Source organism: Pokkaliibacter sp. MBI-7 (assembly GCF_029846635.1).
In the GTDB taxonomy this organism is placed as follows: Bacteria; Pseudomonadota; Gammaproteobacteria; order Pseudomonadales; family Balneatricaceae; genus Pokkaliibacter.
Window position 1 is genome coordinate 4111381 of sequence record NZ_JARVTG010000001.1, and the last position, 14999, is coordinate 4126379.

The following is a 14999-nucleotide window of genomic DNA, read 5'->3' on the forward strand; positions in this document are numbered from 1 at the left end:
TCATTTAGTCCACTAAACTCCGCTTTTTCGCCTGTTTCTTGTGCCCTCGGGGTATTTCCTTGTCTCGGCTGCCTCGATAACGTTTTTCAACAGCCTGTTAGAAAAGCCCCATCATGCTTGTTGCTGCAAGCTGGCTTTAGCGGGCTGGAGAGTCTTCACCCTGTTTCCTGTTCCCTTAACACATCGGCTAAAAGGCGCGTATCAGGCAGGCAGTGGCGCTTATACCTGGCAGGTAAGATTGATGTTGTATTTGCAGCTCACCCCAACCACTCCATCCACTGTGGATTCACCCGTTCGGCATAGGCGCGGCAGCTGTCACGCAGGGTCTGTACGGCGGAAATCACCCGGAGGTCGGCATCATGGCGATGGCACAGGCTGACAATAATGGGGGGCAGTGGTGCCGCCAGCGCCAGCTCGACAAACTCGCCGCTGCTGAGCGCCTGCTGCACAAACAGAGCGGGAATGGCCGCGACGCCGTAACCATCCCTCACCAGCTGTACCATGGCTGCCACCGAGGGTGAGCAGGTCATCCGCACCTGACTGAAGGGCAGGTTTTCCTGCTGGCTCAGTCGTAGCAGGGTGTCTTCCAGTGCGCGCTGGGGAGCGGTACCGCGTTCAAAGGTCAGAATGGGGCGTGCCAGTACCTGCCGGATCAGGCCATCGCGACTGTCGAACAGATCGTGACGGGCAATCCAGCGTACCGGGTAGAGTGCCAGCGCGGTGGTCTGCAAATCACTGTGCTCGACGCTGTCGACCCGCACAATCATATCCACGTCGCCCTCCAGCAGGCGCTGATGCAGTACGCGGCTGACATCCACCGTCAGCGCCACCTCCAGTGCCGGATAGCGCTCCGCCAGCAGACTCATCGCCCCCGCCAGCCAGCTGTGAACGACCGTCTCGATTACCCCCAGCCGCAGCTGCCCCTGTACCGGGTTGTCCTGCTGGGCGGCGGCTTTCAGTGAGGCCACTGCATGGAGCACGGTACGGGCATGGCCCAGCAGGTATTCACCCTGTGCAGTCAGGCGGAACTCCTTGCTGCTGCGGTCAATCAGCTCAGTGCGCAGTTCGTCTTCCAGCCCCCTGATCCGCTGTGAAATGGCCGCTGCCGTGGCATGCAGGGCGCGGGCGGTGGCGCGATAGTTGCGCAGCTCGGCCAGGGTGACAAAGGTTTCCAGAAAGCGGGTATTCATGACGCAACCAGCGGGTAATTTGTGTTAAGGAAATATAAACAAGGGTGGCTATAAAATCTCGTTAACGTTCATTTTTTATTCGTAATAGGGTGTCAGTGACCGTGCCGCTACAGCGCCTGATCGCTGGCAGGGCACCCCTTCCTGATTGCGAACAGGTGAACCGTGATGACGACTCTGCAGGCTGATATTTCCGCTGTTGCCGCTGCATCTCAACAACCCGCTGGTGCCGTGGGCTCAGGCCGCTGGCAGTTCTGGATCGACCGCGGTGGCACCTTTACCGATATCGTCGCCCGCCGCCCGGATAACACGCTGGTGACGCACAAGCTGTTGTCGGAAAACCCCGAGCAGTACCGTGATGCGGCGGTGGCGGGCATCCGCTATCTGCTGGGGCTGCAACCCGGCCAGCCGATCACCCCTGAGCAGGTGGAAGCGGTGAAGATGGGCACTACGGTGGCCACCAACGCGCTGCTTGAGCGTAAGGGCGAGAAGACCGTGCTGTTTATCACCGAAGGCTTTGCCGATGCGCTGCGCATTGCCTATCAGAACCGGCCCCGGCTGTTTGATCTGGAGGTACTGCTGCCCGAGCGGCTGTATCACAAGGTGGTCGAAGTGCAGGAGCGGGTGGGCGCCCACGGTGAACCTGTCACCCCGCTCAACAGCGAGCGAACGCTGGCCGATCTGCATGCCGCCTATGCCGAGGGCTACCGGGCCATCGCCATCGTGCTGATGCATGGCTATCGCTATGCCGATCATGAGCAGCTGATCGCTGATCTGGCGCGGGAAGTGGGCTTTACCCAGATCAGCACCTCGCATCAGGCCAGCCCGCTGATGAAGCTGGTATCGCGTGGTGACACCACGGTAGTGGATGCCTATCTGTCGCCGATTCTGCGTCGCTATGTGGAGCAGGTGGCGGCGGAGATGCCGGGCGTCAATCTGCAGTTTATGCAGTCCAGTGGCGGCCTGACCGATGCCCATCGTTTTCAGGGCAAGGATGCCATTCTGTCCGGCCCAGCCGGGGGCATCGTGGGCATGGTGCGAACCGGCGAACTGGCCGGCTTCGAGCGCATCATCGGCTTTGATATGGGCGGTACCTCGACCGATGTGTCGCACTATGCCGGTGAATATGAGCGCGAGTTTGAAACGCAGGTGGCCGGGGTGCGCATGCGGGCGCCGATGATGAGCATCCATACGGTGGCTGCCGGTGGTGGCTCGGTGCTGCAGTTTGATGGTGCCCGTTATCGTGTGGGCCCGGAGTCGGCCGGGGCCAATCCGGGGCCGGCCAGCTATCGTCGTGGCGGGCCACTGGCAGTGACGGACTGCAACGTCATGCTGGGCAAGATTCAGCCGGCGTACTTCCCCAGGGTGTTTGGCCCGCAGGCTGATCTGCCGCTGGACCGTGAGGTGGTGGTGGAGCGTTTCAGTGCGCTGGCTGATGAGGTTTTTCGTGCGACAGGCAAACGCCAGAGTGCTGAGCAGGTGGCCGAAGGCTTCCTGCAGATTGCGGTTGGCAGCATGGCCAACGCCATCAAGCAGATATCCGTGCAGCGTGGCCATGATGTCACGCGCTATGTGCTCACGACCTTTGGTGGCGCCGGTGGCCAGCACGCCTGTCTGGTGGCAGATACCCTCGGTATGAGCCGTGTGTTTGCCCATCCGCTGGCCGGGGTGCTGTCAGCCTATGGCATGGGGCTGGCGAACCAGAGTGTGATCCGCGAGCAGGCGCTGGAGGTGGCGCTGACCGCAGCGGCGCTGGAGGATATGGCCCATCAGCTTGACCGGCTGGCTGCCGATGGTCGCAGCGAGTTGCAGCGGCAGGGAGTCAGTGCCGGGCGGCTGGAAGAAGTCCGCCATGTGCACTTGCGCTACGCCGGCACTGACAATGCGCTGCAGGTCAGTTTCGGCACGTTGGAACAGATGACTGCACAGTTCGAGCAGGCCTATCGTCAGCGTTATGCCTTCCTGATGCCCGACAAAGCGCTGATTGCCGAGGCGCTTTCTGTCGAAGTGCTGGGGCTGTCTGATGCGCCGGTGGAGCACTTTGACCAGCTGCCTGAGCGGGCAGGGGGATTACAGGCCCATGATCAGGTGCAGATGTTCAGTGCCGGAGCCTGGCACAGCACCGGGCTGTATCGACGGGAGGACATGCGCCCCGGTGATCGGATCGACGGCCCGGCCATTATCGCCGAGCCGGTGACGACCACCATTGTCGAGGCGGGCTGGCAGGCCGAAGTGACGAAGCACAACCATCTGCTGCTGCGGCGTGTGCAGCCGCTGCCCAAACGTCAGGCGATGGGCACGGATGCGGATCCGGTGATGCTGGAGATCTTCAATAACCTGTTCATGAGCATCGCCGAACAGATGGGGCTGCGCCTGCAGAACACCGCCTTCTCGGTCAATATCAAGGAACGGCTGGACTTCTCCTGTGCCATCTTTGATGCCGCTGGCAACCTCATTGCTAATGCGCCGCATATGCCGGTGCATCTGGGCTCCATGGGCGAATCGATCAAGACCATCATTCGCGAGAATCACGGGCTGATGCGTGCAGGTGATGTCTACGCCCTCAATGATCCTTATCAGGGCGGTACCCACCTGCCGGACATTACGGTCGTCACCCCGGTGTTTGACCGCCATGGCGACGAGATCCTGTTCTATGTCGGTTCCCGTGGCCATCATGCTGATGTCGGCGGGATCACCCCCGGTTCGGTGCCGCCGACCTCGGTCAGCATTGATGAGGAAGGGGTGCGCATCAGTAACTGGAAACTGGTGGAAGCCGGGCGCCTGCGCGAGCAGGAAACGGTCGAACTGTTGCAGTCCGGCCCGTATCCGTCACGTAACCCGGCGCAGAACATGGCGGATTTGCGCGCACAGATTGCCGCCAATGAAAAGGGCGTGCAGGAGCTGGGGCGCATGGTCGAGGAGTTCGGGCTGGCGGTGGTGCGGGCCTATATGGACCACGTACAGAACAACGCCGAAGAAGCGGTACGCCGGGTCATCAGTGCGCTGAAGGACGGCAGTTACACCCTGACGCTGGATAACGGTGCGCAGATTCAGGTGGCCATTCGTGTTGATCAGACAGCCCGCAGTGCGGTGATCGACTTCACCGGCACCTCGGCACAGCTGCCGAGCAACTACAATGCGCCGCGGGCCATTGCCATGGCGGCGGTGCTGTACGTGTTCCGCACTCTGGTGAAAGACGACATCCCGCTCAATGCCGGCTGCATGAAGCCGCTGGAGGTTATCATCCCTGCAGGATCAATGCTCAACCCCTGCTATCCGGCAGCCGTGGTGGCCGGCAATGTCGAAACCTCCATGTGTGTCACCAATGCACTCTACGGTGCGCTGGGGATTATGGCCGCCAGCCAGATCACCATGAATAACTTCACCTTCGGCAACAGCCAGTATCAGTACTATGAAACCCTCGCCGGGGGCACGGGTGCGGGTGAGGGTTTCAGCGGCTGCAGCGTGGTGCAGGCCCATATGACCAACTCACGGCTGACCGATCCGGAAATTCTGGAGTGGCGTTATCCGGTACGGCTGGAGAGCTTTGCCATCCGGCCAAACTCCGGCGGTAAGGGGCGCTGGTGCGGTGGTGACGGCGGAACCCGGCGCATCCGCTTTCTGCAGCCAATGACCGCCTCGATTCTGTCCAACAACCGCAGCACCCAGCCCTTCGGGATGGCCGGCGGAGCGGCAGGGGCGTCCGGGCGTAACTGGGTGGAGCGTGCGGATGGCCGGGTGACGCGGTTGCGTCACGCCGACTCAGTGGAGCTGCAGGCCGGTGATGTCTTTGTGATCGAGACGCCGGGAGGTGGCGGCTATGGCGCGGTCTGACTGATGTACTGATGCAACCCTGCCGCCAGCGCCTCAAAGGTCAGGCGGCAGGCGAGGTTGTCGCGCAGGTTTTCATGCATCGCCACCCAGGTGTCCAGCGGCACCTCAAACCCGGCATCCAGCCGCTGTAACAACGGATCACGGCGGGCAATGCCGATCTGACAGAAGCCGATACCAAACCCGGCCCGAATCATCGCCAGCTGAGCCACGTCACTGTCGCAGCGAAAGCTGAACTGCTGCGGATCAATCTGCGGATACTGCCTGAGCAGCCCGCGCAAATATTCCGTCAGGGTATCGAAGCCAATCAGCACATGGGGTGGCTTCATCTCACTGATTGAGGCGGGCGTGCCCATGCGGTGCAGATAGTCGCGATGGGCATGCAGGCCCAGCGAAATCTGGCCGATACGCCGGGCGATCAGCGCTTCCTGCGTCGGGGCCACCATTCTCACGGCAATATCGGCATCCCGTTGCAGCAGGTTCTGCAACTGATTGCTCAGAACCAGTTCCAGTTGCAGGTCAGGGTGCTGCTGACGCAGGCGGGTCAGGATCGGCGGCAGCACTTCTACGCCGATGACTTCACTGGCGGTAATCCTCACCACGCCGCGTATGCCATCACCTATGCCGGTGGCTGCGCGGGCGATGGCTGCCGTGGCCGAGCGCAGCGCTTCGGCATGGGGGCGCAGCGTCAGTGCCGCCGCGGTGGGGATCAGGCCACTGCTGGAGCGGGTAAACAGCACCAGCCCGAGGCGTTTTTGCAGTTCATCGATATGCCGGCCCAGTGTCGGCTGGGTCAGCCCCAGCGCACGGGCCGACGCCGACAGCGAGCCGTGCTCCAGCACACTGAGAAAGCTGCGGTAATGGTTCCAGTCGGGGTCGGGTTCGGTCATGGCTATCCGGATAAAACACAACAAGGATCACGGGCAGGCTGAAGTGTGGCACAGCCACATCTGGGTTGATTAAACATTTCTGTATAGCAGATGAAGGTTTTTCGGCAATTTTTAATGTGCATCTGCCGTCTTACAGTGGTGGCCCAGAGTAACCAGCGCGAGGGCTATCCCATGATCACTGCCAGCGATTCTTCTCCTTTCATCCCGCCGCAGCGGGCCGCCAACCCTGTTCAGCGTGACGCGACGCTCGGCCAGAGCCGCCGAACCGCACTGGTGATCGGTGCCGCCGGCGGGGTAGGCAGTGAGCTGTGTCTGGCGCTGCTGCAGGCCGGCTGGCGGGTACGTGCCTTCAGCCGGCACGCGCCGCAGTGGCTGGCGACCGTGGCGGATGCCAGTGCAGTGGAATGGATTGCCGGCGATGCCATGGATAGCAACGCCGTGCTGGCAGCAGCGGCTCAGGTGCAGGTGATTGCTCACATGGTCAATCCGCCGGGCTACCGCGACTGGGACAAATGGGTGCTGCCGATGCTGGACAGCACCCTGCAGGCGGCCCGCGCAGTTAACGCCCGCGTGCTGTTGCCCGGCACTATCTACAACTTCGGCCTGCCGCTGCAGCAGGCAGAGGGGTGCCGTGTGCTGGATGAAGGGACGCCCGTGGCACCGCGCACTGCCAAGGGGGCTATCCGGGTGGAAATGGAGCGGCGTCTGCAGGCCGCTGCCGAACGCGGTGACTGTCGGGTGCTGATTGTCAGAGCGGGTGATTTCTTTGGCGCCCGCAGCCACAGCAGCTGGTTTGCTCAGGGGATTCTGCAGGCTGGTAAACCTGTCCGGCGACTGTGGCGTCTGACTGACCCGGGAGTGGGCCATCAGTGGGCCTATCTGCCGGATGTTGCGGCCACTATGACGGCATTGCTGGAGCGAGAAGCGGTGCTGCCGCCGTTTGCCTGCTTTCATATGCAGGGCCACTGGGATCAGGACGGTATGCAACTGCTTAACGCGGTCAGAGCGGTCAGTGGTCAGCCTGCGTTACCGGTGCAGGCGTTCCCCTGGTGGGTGCTGCGGCTGGCATCGCCTTTTGTCAGGCGTATGCGCGATCTGTATGAGATGCGGCATTTGTGGCAGCAGGCGGTGCGGATGCCTAATGACCGGCTGCTGGCGGAGCTGGGGGCTGAGCCCCATACACCGTTGCAACAGGCGATGGCAGTCACCCTGGAGGGGCTGGGCTGTATCGAACATCCCCGCCGGGAGGCGACGGGGACGGTATGACCTGCACGGAGGCGGATCAGGCCAGACGGAAGCGTTGCGACGTGGCCTGCATGGTACTGGCCTGACGCTCCAGATTGCGGGTGTGTTCATCCAGATTAGTGCGCAGGGTCTTGGTTTCACTGGTATGGATATGGATGTGTTCCATCTTGCCCGCGATGTCTTCGGTAGTGGCGGAGATTTCTTCAACCGCGACGACCACCTGATCCATTTCGGTCGCCAGGGTTTCAATGGAGCGGGTGATGTCACCGATGGCCTGTGCCACCTGTCCGGCATTCTGCTCACCCTCTGCCGCCAGCGTCAGGCCGTTTTCCATCAGCCGTGCCATTTCTTTGGTCTGGCTGTTGAACTCCTTGATGATGCTGTCGATGTTGCTGGTGGCATCCATGGTCTTCTGCGCCAGCGAACGCACTTCATCGGCTACCACCGAGAAACCGCGCCCGGCCTCACCGGCCCGTGCGGCTTCAATGGCCGCATTGAGTGCCAGCAGGTTGGTCTGGTCCGCCAGACTGTTGATCACGTCGACAATACCGATGACCTTGCCGCTGGACTGGCCGAGCAGACCGACCTGCTGGTTGGTGTGCTGAATCAGCTGCGACAGCTGGCGCATGGAATCAACGCTGCTGACGATGACTTCAGAGCCGGAGCGGGCCGACTGGGTGGCCTGCTGGGTAGCCTGACTGACGTCAGAGGTGCGTTGTGCCACTTCGTTGACGGTGGCAGAAATCTGCTGGGTGGCCGAGGCGGCCTGTTCGGTCTGGGCTTCAACCTGCTGGCTGTTTTCCGCCAGTTGCTGCATGGCATGGCTCAGGTGATCATGCAGGCGCATCAGCTCCTCATTGCCATCAATCACCTGACGGATCACCCCGGCGATATCTTGCGTCATGCGGTTGGACGCGCTGCCAAGCTGGGTGAACTCATCACGGTTGTTGCTGCTGAGCTTGAGGTTGGCCGTCAGGTTACCGGCGGCCACCTCGCTGAGCTGGGTAATGACGTTGTTCAGCTGGCGCACCAGCGTGCGGGAAATCTGGCTGAGGGCGAGCAGAATGATCAGACCCACCACCGCTGAGATGATACCCATCTGCCAGTACGCCGACTGACGGGCGTTAACGGCCTGAGTGGAGGTGCGGTTGATGATGCCCTGTTCCAGATCGTTGTTCTGCTGCTCGATGTCGGCCAGCAGTTTGTCACCCCTGGCCGTCAGCTGCTCTTCCAGAACGACAATGGCCTTGATGGTGGTATCGGCCTGGTCGAACGCACTTTTGTAGGCGTTGTAGCCTTCTCCGATCTTGGTGTCTTCCCAGCTCAGCTTCTTGATCTGATCGTGCAGGTCGTTGAGTGCCTTCTCGACTTTCTCGGCATAGGCCGGGCTCATGGTCGAGATATAGTCACGCTGGTTGGAGACCGCTTCATCGATGTAGGGCTTGATGATACTCAGTGACATTTGCTGCAGTCCGCCCGCGGCCTGATCCAGTGCCTTACGCTGGCCTTCGAAGGGGGTCATCCCCAGTTGCTGGCGGGTGCTCAGCCACTGTGAGCGCAGATCGGCATAGTCACTGACGCTGCTGGCAATATCGCTGGCCTGTCTGGCGACAGCCTGATCATTGAGGTCGCTGGCATGGCTGGCGAGTGCCACGGCGGTGTCTTTCAGGCTGTTGAGGCGGCTCTGGTAGTCGGCCATGTTGTCGCTGGTCAGCGCGGTGGCCTGATTGACCAGATGCATCCACTGGTTCGACAGCTGCTGGGCATCGCTGGCGTAGCCCTTGGCCTTGTAACGCTCTTCATAGGAACTGGACACCTTGCTCAGGCCCCAGAAACCGGAGGCGGAAATCAGTACCAGCCCGGTCAGTGTAATGGTTATCAGCAGCCAGAATTTCTGCTTCCAGGACAAAGCGAACACGTTAGCTCCTCAATGAGATCATCAGGTAGTGCATCAGCGGGAAATGAAGCGACGAATAATCCATCAGGTGATACACGAACACAGGAGGTAAGCCAAGTAGACTTCCTAAGCGACTTGTAAATCACCGGAACGCTATTTCAGTTTTGTGTTTCGTTTTTGTGTCTTGTGTATCTGGCATGTTAACAATCGGGTCGCAGACGGTGATTACCCGTCTGCGATGCGCTTCAGTCTTTCAACGTTGCGCGTGCAACGTTCAGCCAAAACGCAGCTGGCTGTTGGGCAGATCCGTCACCAGCATGTGCCCCGGGCTGTGGGTGATGGCGAAGGGCAGGCGGGCATTCATCAGTGCGGCCTGCGGGCTGACACCGCAGGCCCAGAACACCGGGATGTCGCCGTCTTCCAGCACCGGTGCATCGCCGAATTCGGGCTGCTGCAGGTTGGCAATGCCCAGCTGCTCTGGGGCGCTGAGATGCACCGGCGCACCGTGGACTTTGGGCATCTGGCTGGTGATCTGTACGGCACGGATGGCATTGGCCGGGCTGAAACCGCGCATCGACACCACCATGTTGCCCTGAAACGGGCCTGCCCCCTGCAGCGGCCGGTTGGTCAGGTACATCGGCACATTGCGCTGATGATCGATATGGCGCACCGGTACACCGGCGCTGATCAGCTCTTCCTCGAAGGAGAAGGAACAGCCGATGTAGAAGGTCACCAGATCATCGCGCCACAGTTCACTGATGTCGGTCAGCTCGCGCCGGCATTCGCCCTGTTCATACAGGCGGTAGCGCGGGGTGTCACGACGGATATCGATATCACGGCCCAGCGGTGGTGCATCGGTTTGCCCCGGTTCACTGACGTACAGCAGCGGACAGGCTTTCTGGTTGAGCTGGCAAAAGCGCAGGAAGTCACTGGCGTACTGCTGCGGCAGGATCACCAGATTGGCCTGCGCATAGCCCAGCGCATAACCGCTGGTGGTGATCTGGTGTTCACCGCTGCGGCAGCGCTGGCGCAGTTGCTGTGAACTGAGCAGGGCGGCGGGGGCAGCAGCGGAGTCGTTGAGATGGCTCATGGTGTTTACTCAATGGTGATGTTAATCGGGCAGCAGGCCGCTACATGGCCGCAGGCAGCACGGTGGCGATGCCCGGAAACCAGACCAGCAGAACGACGGCCAGAATCATCAGCAAAAACATGGGGAAGGCCGCACGGGCGATAAATCCCATGTCGTGGCCGGTCATGCCCTGCAGTACAAAAAGGTTGAAGCCCACTGGCGGGGTGATCTGTGCCATTTCCACTACCAGCATCAGATAGACACCAAACCAGATCATGTCAAAACCGGCCTGACGTACCAGCGGCTCAATCACCGCCATGGTCAGGACGATGGACGAAATACCGTCCAGAAAGCAGCCCATGACGATATAGAACAGAGTCAGAATGACGATCAGCATCAGCGGCGACAGGTGCCAGCTGGCGATGATTTCCGCCAGATTTTTCGGCAGGCCGGTAAAGCCCATGGCCAGCGACAGAAAACTTGAGCCCATCAGGATAAAGGCGATCATGCAGCTGGTACGCACTGCCCCCATCAGCGACTGACGGAAACTGTCCCAGCTGAGGCTGCCCTGCAGCCCGGCCATCAGCAGGGAACCGGCTACCCCCAGCACCGCCGATTCGGTGGCGGTGGCCACACCGCTGTAGATCGAACCGATGACCACCAGAATCAGGCTGAACACCGGCAGCAGCTGGACGCCGCCCTTAAGCTTGTCTTTCAGGCTGTAGACCCTCTGCTCACGTTCACTCTGATCACCCTTGAGCCATGCCACCAGGGCCACATAGCCCATGAACAGCGCCGCCAGCATCAGCCCCGGCAGCACGCCGGCCATAAACAGCTTGGCGATGGACTCGTTAACGGTCACGCCATAGATGATCAGGGTGATCGACGGTGGAATCAGCAGGCCCAGCGTCCCCGCGCCGGCCAGCGTGCCGACGATCATGTGCTCGGGATAATTGCGGCGGCGCAGCTCGGGGATCGACATCTTGCCCACTGTGACGGCGGTGGCGGCGGATGAACCACAGATTGCTGCAAAAATGGCCGACCCGGCGACGTTGACGTGCAGCAGCCCGCCGGGTAGACGACTCATCAGTGGCGTCAGGCCCTTGAACAGGGATTCTGACAGTTTGGAGCGGAACAGGATTTCGCCCATCCACACAAACAGCGGCAGCGAGGTCAGGGTCCAGGAAGAGTTCACCCCCCAGATGGTCATGGCCATGGATTCGCCCACCGGGCGATGAGTGAACATCTCCATACCCACCACGGCGCAGCCGAGCAGGCTGAAGGCAACCCAGACACTGGAGCCGAGCAGGAAGAACAGGGCCAGCAGAAACACGCCGGTCAGCAGGGCTTCGTTCATGTCAGCCTCCGTGCGCGAGCGACAGCTCGCCGTCTTGTCGGGTGTCGTGACCGGGCAGACGCAGGCCGAGCCATTGCTCAAGCAGCTGTTCCACGGTGCTGTGAATGACGCTGATGGCCAGCATCAGGGCGCCGACGGCAGTCACCGCCTGCGGTATCCACAGGGGCAGCTGATCACCGCCTTCACTGACTTCGCCAAACTCCCATGACATATAAGACAGCTCCGCCATGTACCAGGCCAGATAGCTGGCGGCTGCACTGGCAAACAGCAGACAGCCGCTTTCGATCAGATGGCGCAGATGGGCGGGGCAGCGCTCCACCACCAGCGTGACGCGAATATGGGCGTTGTTACGGAAGGCGTACGCCAGCCCCAGACAGTTACAGGCGCCCATCAGATAAGAGGAATACTCGGTGATGCCACCGATGTAGAGATTAAGCAGGCGGGCAGTGATGCTGGCGACGACGCACAGGGCCATGGCCACCAGACAAAGGGCAGCGAGGACACCGCTGCCACGATAAAGATATTCAAGAAGGGACTGAACCCGACACAGCCAGCGCATGGTCTGTTTCTCCTGACGTTGCTATGCACGGGGTGGCCTGTGGCCACACCCGTTCTCAGACAGTTACGACGCCCGTCAATATGACAGCGGTACGGCGGCCGTCACGGTGGTGATGTCTGCCGTGACGGTGGGGTCTACATCTTCTGATAAGCGTCGATCACGGCCTGACCATCCGGCCCGGAGCGTTTCAGCCAGTCATCCAGCAGCTCCTTACCGATGTGCTCAAAGCCCTGTTCCAGCTCGGGGGATGGGGTAACTACCTGCATCCCGTTGGTCTGCAGCTCCTGCTGATACTGCGCGGTCAGCTGACGGGCCTTGTCCCAGCCGGCTTTTTCGGTGTCAGCAGCGGCCTGCAGCACCGCAGACTGAGTGTCAGCAGGCAGCTTGTCCCAGACCTTCTTGTTCACGAACACCATGTTTTTGGGCAGCCAGGCTTTGACGTCATACCAGTAGCCCACGTATTCCCACAGTTTGGTGTCGATGCCGGTTGCCGCAGACGACAGCATGCTGTCGGCCACGCCGGTGGCGAAGGCCTGCGCCACTTCCGCCACTTCCACCTGAGTGGGTGCGGCTCCCATCATCGCGGCCAGCTTGTTGGTCATCGGGTTGTAGGTACGAAAGCGCACGCCCTTCATGTCATCGATGCTGTTGATGGGCTTTTTCATGTACAGACCCTGAGGTGGCCAGGGGATGCAGTACAGCAGCTTCAGACCTTTGTTATCGAGCACTTGTTCAAGGCGGGGTTTGGAGGCCTGATACAGCTTCCATGAGGCGTCGAAACTGCTGGCGACGAACGGCAGGGCATCCACTTCAAACAGTGGGTCTTCATTGCCGAGGGCGGAGATGATGCGTTCGCCGATGGGAGCCAGACCGCGTCGCACGGCACTGAAGATTTCGCCACCGCCGAACAGGGAGCCGTTGGGATGGGTGGCAATGGTGAGCTGACCTGAGGTTTTATCACCGACTTCTTTAGCGAAGCTTTCGGCCATCTGCGTCTGATAGCTGGAGGCCGGGTAAGCCAGGGCCATATCCCAGCTGTCAGCAGCCTGACTGCTGACGCTGTAGCTCAGGGTGGCGGCGACAGACAACGCCAGCAGGTGCTTACCCAGTACGTTTACCAATGCGTGTTTCATTTTGCTCTTTCCTCAATACTGCGGTGGCAAAACCACCTGTGCCGCGATATGTGAAAAATCGGGCAGGTTTTTTTTCGTTTTGTGGAATTTTTTGCACAAGGCGAAATGGCATAGGTTGTCAGGCACTATTGAGAGAAGGGCTTTTATTTTTTATAAAACGGCTTTTGCAATGGATAAAAATACGGACCAATGGATTGGAGTGATTCATGTCTTGCCCTCGATGTTTTATTTGCCGGTATTGATGCAACGCCAATACCGACCGGTTTTTTATTGGTGACGTCACCACCTGTAATGGGTGGTGTGGGGCGCAATGGCCTGCTTATGCCTGAGTATCAGCATGCAGTAGCGGCACCGGGCATGGCAGAGGCAGCCGGTGGGTGCAGATACAGCGGTGATAGTGCAGGCAAGATGGCAGATAACCTTGCTGTTATTTGTAAATTGTTATTTTTCCCCTTCGGGTGGGCATGATGGCTGATCAATTATAATGGCCGGCAGTCAATGTTATTGCTGCGCTTATTTATTATCGATATTGAATCGATATGAGTTTGATCAGCTTTTTATTCTGTTTTTTATTTCTTTGTATTGTTCATGTTATGGGGTTTTTATGGCTATTCGCATTGGGCTTTTGCGGCTTATTGCGTTTTCTATAAATTAGCGTCGTGGCAAAAATTGTCTAATCACCATTTTTTTCCTAAGCCGATAAAATTTTTTTATCGGCCTGTCTGGCTGGCAGCGGGGACGGGCAGGGCAGCCTGCAGGGCGAACTGGGTGGCCTGGGCAACGGCGCGTTCAGTGGCGACTTCGGCAATCGGATTGTACGGGTCACTGCGGTAAGAGGCGGTGAAATGCAGGGCGCTGGGCGTCCACACGGCAGACAGGCGTTTTAGACTGCCTGACTGCAGCTCATCGGCCACCAGCACCTGCGGCAGGGTGGAAATGCCGACACCATCCAGCGTCAGGCGACGGCAGGCAGCGAGGGATGAGGAGGAAAAGAAGCGCGCGGGCTGATCATCCAGCTCACGGAACTTCTGATTGATCTCGGCATAGGGTCTGGTATTGCGGGCGTAGGTGATGATCGGCCAGCGCACCAGCTCCTCCAGTTGCAGGGTACGGTCGGGCAGCTCAAGGACAGGGCTGGCAACCCATTCCAGCGGAAAGGTGCTGAGATCGTGATTGCTGATGCCCGGCGCGGAAATAGGCCCCATCAGAAAGGCCAGATCAAGGGAATGGTCGAGGAGAGCGCCGCGCAGGGTGCTGGTGACATCGACGGTGATTTCCACATCCAGCTCGGGGAACTCCTGATGCAACTGTTTGAGGAAGTCTGGCAGCCAGGTGTGGACGATGGTCTCCGATACCCCCAGACGCAGATTGCCGCTGAAGGCCGCTGACTGATTGGCACGCTGCTGGAACTGGTCGGCCATGAAGATCAGCTTTTCCGCGTAGGGCAGCAGCTCCTTGCCCTTGGCTGTCAGCGCGACCGGACCCGGGCCGCCGTCGCGCTCGAACAGTTTTACCCCCAGCTCTTCTTCCAGCGCCTGAATACGGGAGGAAATCGCAGGCTGGGTGGTGTACTGACGTTCTGCCGCTTTGCGGAAGCTGCCCAGAGTGGCAACCCAGACAAAGGTTTCCAGCCGTTTGAAGTTCATCGCGGTACTGTCTCATGGTTGATCTGTTAGCAGACTGTACTGCCTTTGCAGCGATGAGGTGAAGCCGCTGATGTTGCCGGGCTGCATGGCTAACTGCTATCGGGCCGGTGCAGATCACTATCCGGCGGCTGAATTGATGGTAAAAAGTGGAGCTTCCAGCAGGCTGCGTCTATACCTTTAATGCG

Annotated in this window: 11 protein-coding genes; 3 read left to right on the forward strand and 8 right to left on the reverse strand. The window is 60.0% G+C overall.

Going from position 1 to position 14999, the window contains the following annotated elements:
- Positions 1 to 257 precede the first annotated feature (257 nt).
- On the reverse strand, positions 258 to 1190 hold the full coding sequence (locus QCD60_RS18075; protein WP_279787645.1) for a LysR family transcriptional regulator: 933 nt from the start codon (positions 1188 to 1190) through the stop codon (positions 258 to 260).
- A 165-nt stretch (positions 1191 to 1355) separates the two neighbouring features.
- On the opposite strand from QCD60_RS18075, the gene QCD60_RS18080 reads away from it, so the two are divergent.
- A complete protein-coding gene (locus QCD60_RS18080) occupies positions 1356 to 5021 on the forward strand; it encodes a hydantoinase B/oxoprolinase family protein (RefSeq protein WP_279787646.1) in 3666 nt (1221 codons plus the stop codon).
- Here QCD60_RS18080 and QCD60_RS18085 read toward each other — a convergent pair.
- On the reverse strand, positions 5006 to 5908 hold the full coding sequence (locus QCD60_RS18085) for a LysR family transcriptional regulator (RefSeq protein WP_279787647.1): 903 nt from the start codon (positions 5906 to 5908) through the stop codon (positions 5006 to 5008). The two genes, QCD60_RS18080 and QCD60_RS18085, sit on opposite strands and share 16 nt — an antisense overlap.
- 171 nt (positions 5909 to 6079) lie before the next feature.
- On the opposite strand from QCD60_RS18085, the gene QCD60_RS18090 reads away from it, so the two are divergent.
- Entirely contained in the window at positions 6080 to 7174 is a 1095-nt protein-coding gene (locus QCD60_RS18090; protein ID WP_279787648.1) for an NAD-dependent epimerase/dehydratase family protein, read from the forward strand.
- Between the two features lie 16 nt (positions 7175 to 7190).
- Here QCD60_RS18090 and QCD60_RS18095 read toward each other — a convergent pair whose 3' ends face one another.
- The 5 genes from QCD60_RS18095 to QCD60_RS18115 form a co-directional block, all read right to left on the reverse strand.
- On the reverse strand, positions 7191 to 9071 hold the full coding sequence (locus QCD60_RS18095; protein WP_279787649.1) for a methyl-accepting chemotaxis protein: 1881 nt from the start codon (positions 9069 to 9071) through the stop codon (positions 7191 to 7193).
- Positions 9072 to 9324: 253 nt separating this feature from the next.
- A complete protein-coding gene (locus QCD60_RS18100) occupies positions 9325 to 10140 on the reverse strand; it encodes a putative hydro-lyase (RefSeq protein ID WP_279787650.1) in 816 nt (271 codons plus the stop codon).
- A 40-nt stretch (positions 10141 to 10180) separates the two neighbouring features.
- Positions 10181 to 11476: a TRAP transporter large permease subunit gene (locus QCD60_RS18105; protein WP_279787651.1), complete on the reverse strand. Its 1296-nt coding sequence runs from the start codon at positions 11474 to 11476 to the stop codon at positions 10181 to 10183.
- 1 nt (position 11477) lies between these two features.
- Positions 11478 to 12035 carry a TRAP transporter small permease gene (locus QCD60_RS18110; protein ID WP_279787652.1) on the reverse strand — a complete coding sequence of 186 codons (558 nt, stop codon included), beginning with the start codon at positions 12033 to 12035 and terminating at the stop codon, positions 11478 to 11480.
- A 134-nt stretch (positions 12036 to 12169) separates the two neighbouring features.
- Entirely contained in the window at positions 12170 to 13168 is a 999-nt protein-coding gene (locus QCD60_RS18115) for a TRAP transporter substrate-binding protein (RefSeq protein ID WP_279787653.1), read from the reverse strand.
- 189 nt (positions 13169 to 13357) lie between these two features.
- Between QCD60_RS18115 and QCD60_RS18120 the strand changes: the two genes are divergently transcribed.
- Complete coding sequence (locus QCD60_RS18120; RefSeq protein ID WP_279787654.1) at positions 13358 to 13636, forward strand: hypothetical protein; 279 nt, start codon at positions 13358 to 13360, stop codon at positions 13634 to 13636.
- A gap of 242 nt (positions 13637 to 13878) precedes the next feature.
- On the opposite strand, the gene QCD60_RS18125 is transcribed toward QCD60_RS18120, so the two are convergent.
- Entirely contained in the window at positions 13879 to 14814 is a 936-nt protein-coding gene (locus tag QCD60_RS18125) for a LysR family transcriptional regulator (protein ID WP_279787655.1), read from the reverse strand.
- Positions 14815 to 14999: the final 185 nt, after the last annotated feature.

Bases quoted from the DNA above. Each gene is read 5' to 3' on its own strand.
- QCD60_RS18075 (WP_279787645.1), bottom strand. From the start codon at position 1,190: ATGAATACCCGCTTTCTGGAAACCTTTGTCACCCTGGCCGAGCTGCGC.
- QCD60_RS18080 (WP_279787646.1), top strand. From the start codon at position 1,356: ATGACGACTCTGCAGGCTGATATTTCCGCTGTTGCCGCTGCATCTCAA.
- QCD60_RS18085 (WP_279787647.1), bottom strand. From the start codon at position 5,908: ATGACCGAACCCGACCCCGACTGGAACCATTACCGCAGCTTTCTCAGT.
- QCD60_RS18090 (WP_279787648.1), top strand. From the start codon at position 6,080: ATGATCACTGCCAGCGATTCTTCTCCTTTCATCCCGCCGCAGCGGGCC.
- QCD60_RS18100 (WP_279787650.1), bottom strand. From the start codon at position 10,140: ATGAGCCATCTCAACGACTCCGCTGCTGCCCCCGCCGCCCTGCTCAGT.
- QCD60_RS18105 (WP_279787651.1), bottom strand. From the start codon at position 11,476: ATGAACGAAGCCCTGCTGACCGGCGTGTTTCTGCTGGCCCTGTTCTTC.
- QCD60_RS18110 (WP_279787652.1), bottom strand. From the start codon at position 12,035: ATGCGCTGGCTGTGTCGGGTTCAGTCCCTTCTTGAATATCTTTATCGT.
- QCD60_RS18115 (WP_279787653.1), bottom strand. From the start codon at position 13,168: ATGAAACACGCATTGGTAAACGTACTGGGTAAGCACCTGCTGGCGTTG.
- QCD60_RS18120 (WP_279787654.1), top strand. From the start codon at position 13,358: ATGGATTGGAGTGATTCATGTCTTGCCCTCGATGTTTTATTTGCCGGT.
- QCD60_RS18125 (WP_279787655.1), bottom strand. From the start codon at position 14,814: ATGAACTTCAAACGGCTGGAAACCTTTGTCTGGGTTGCCACTCTGGGC.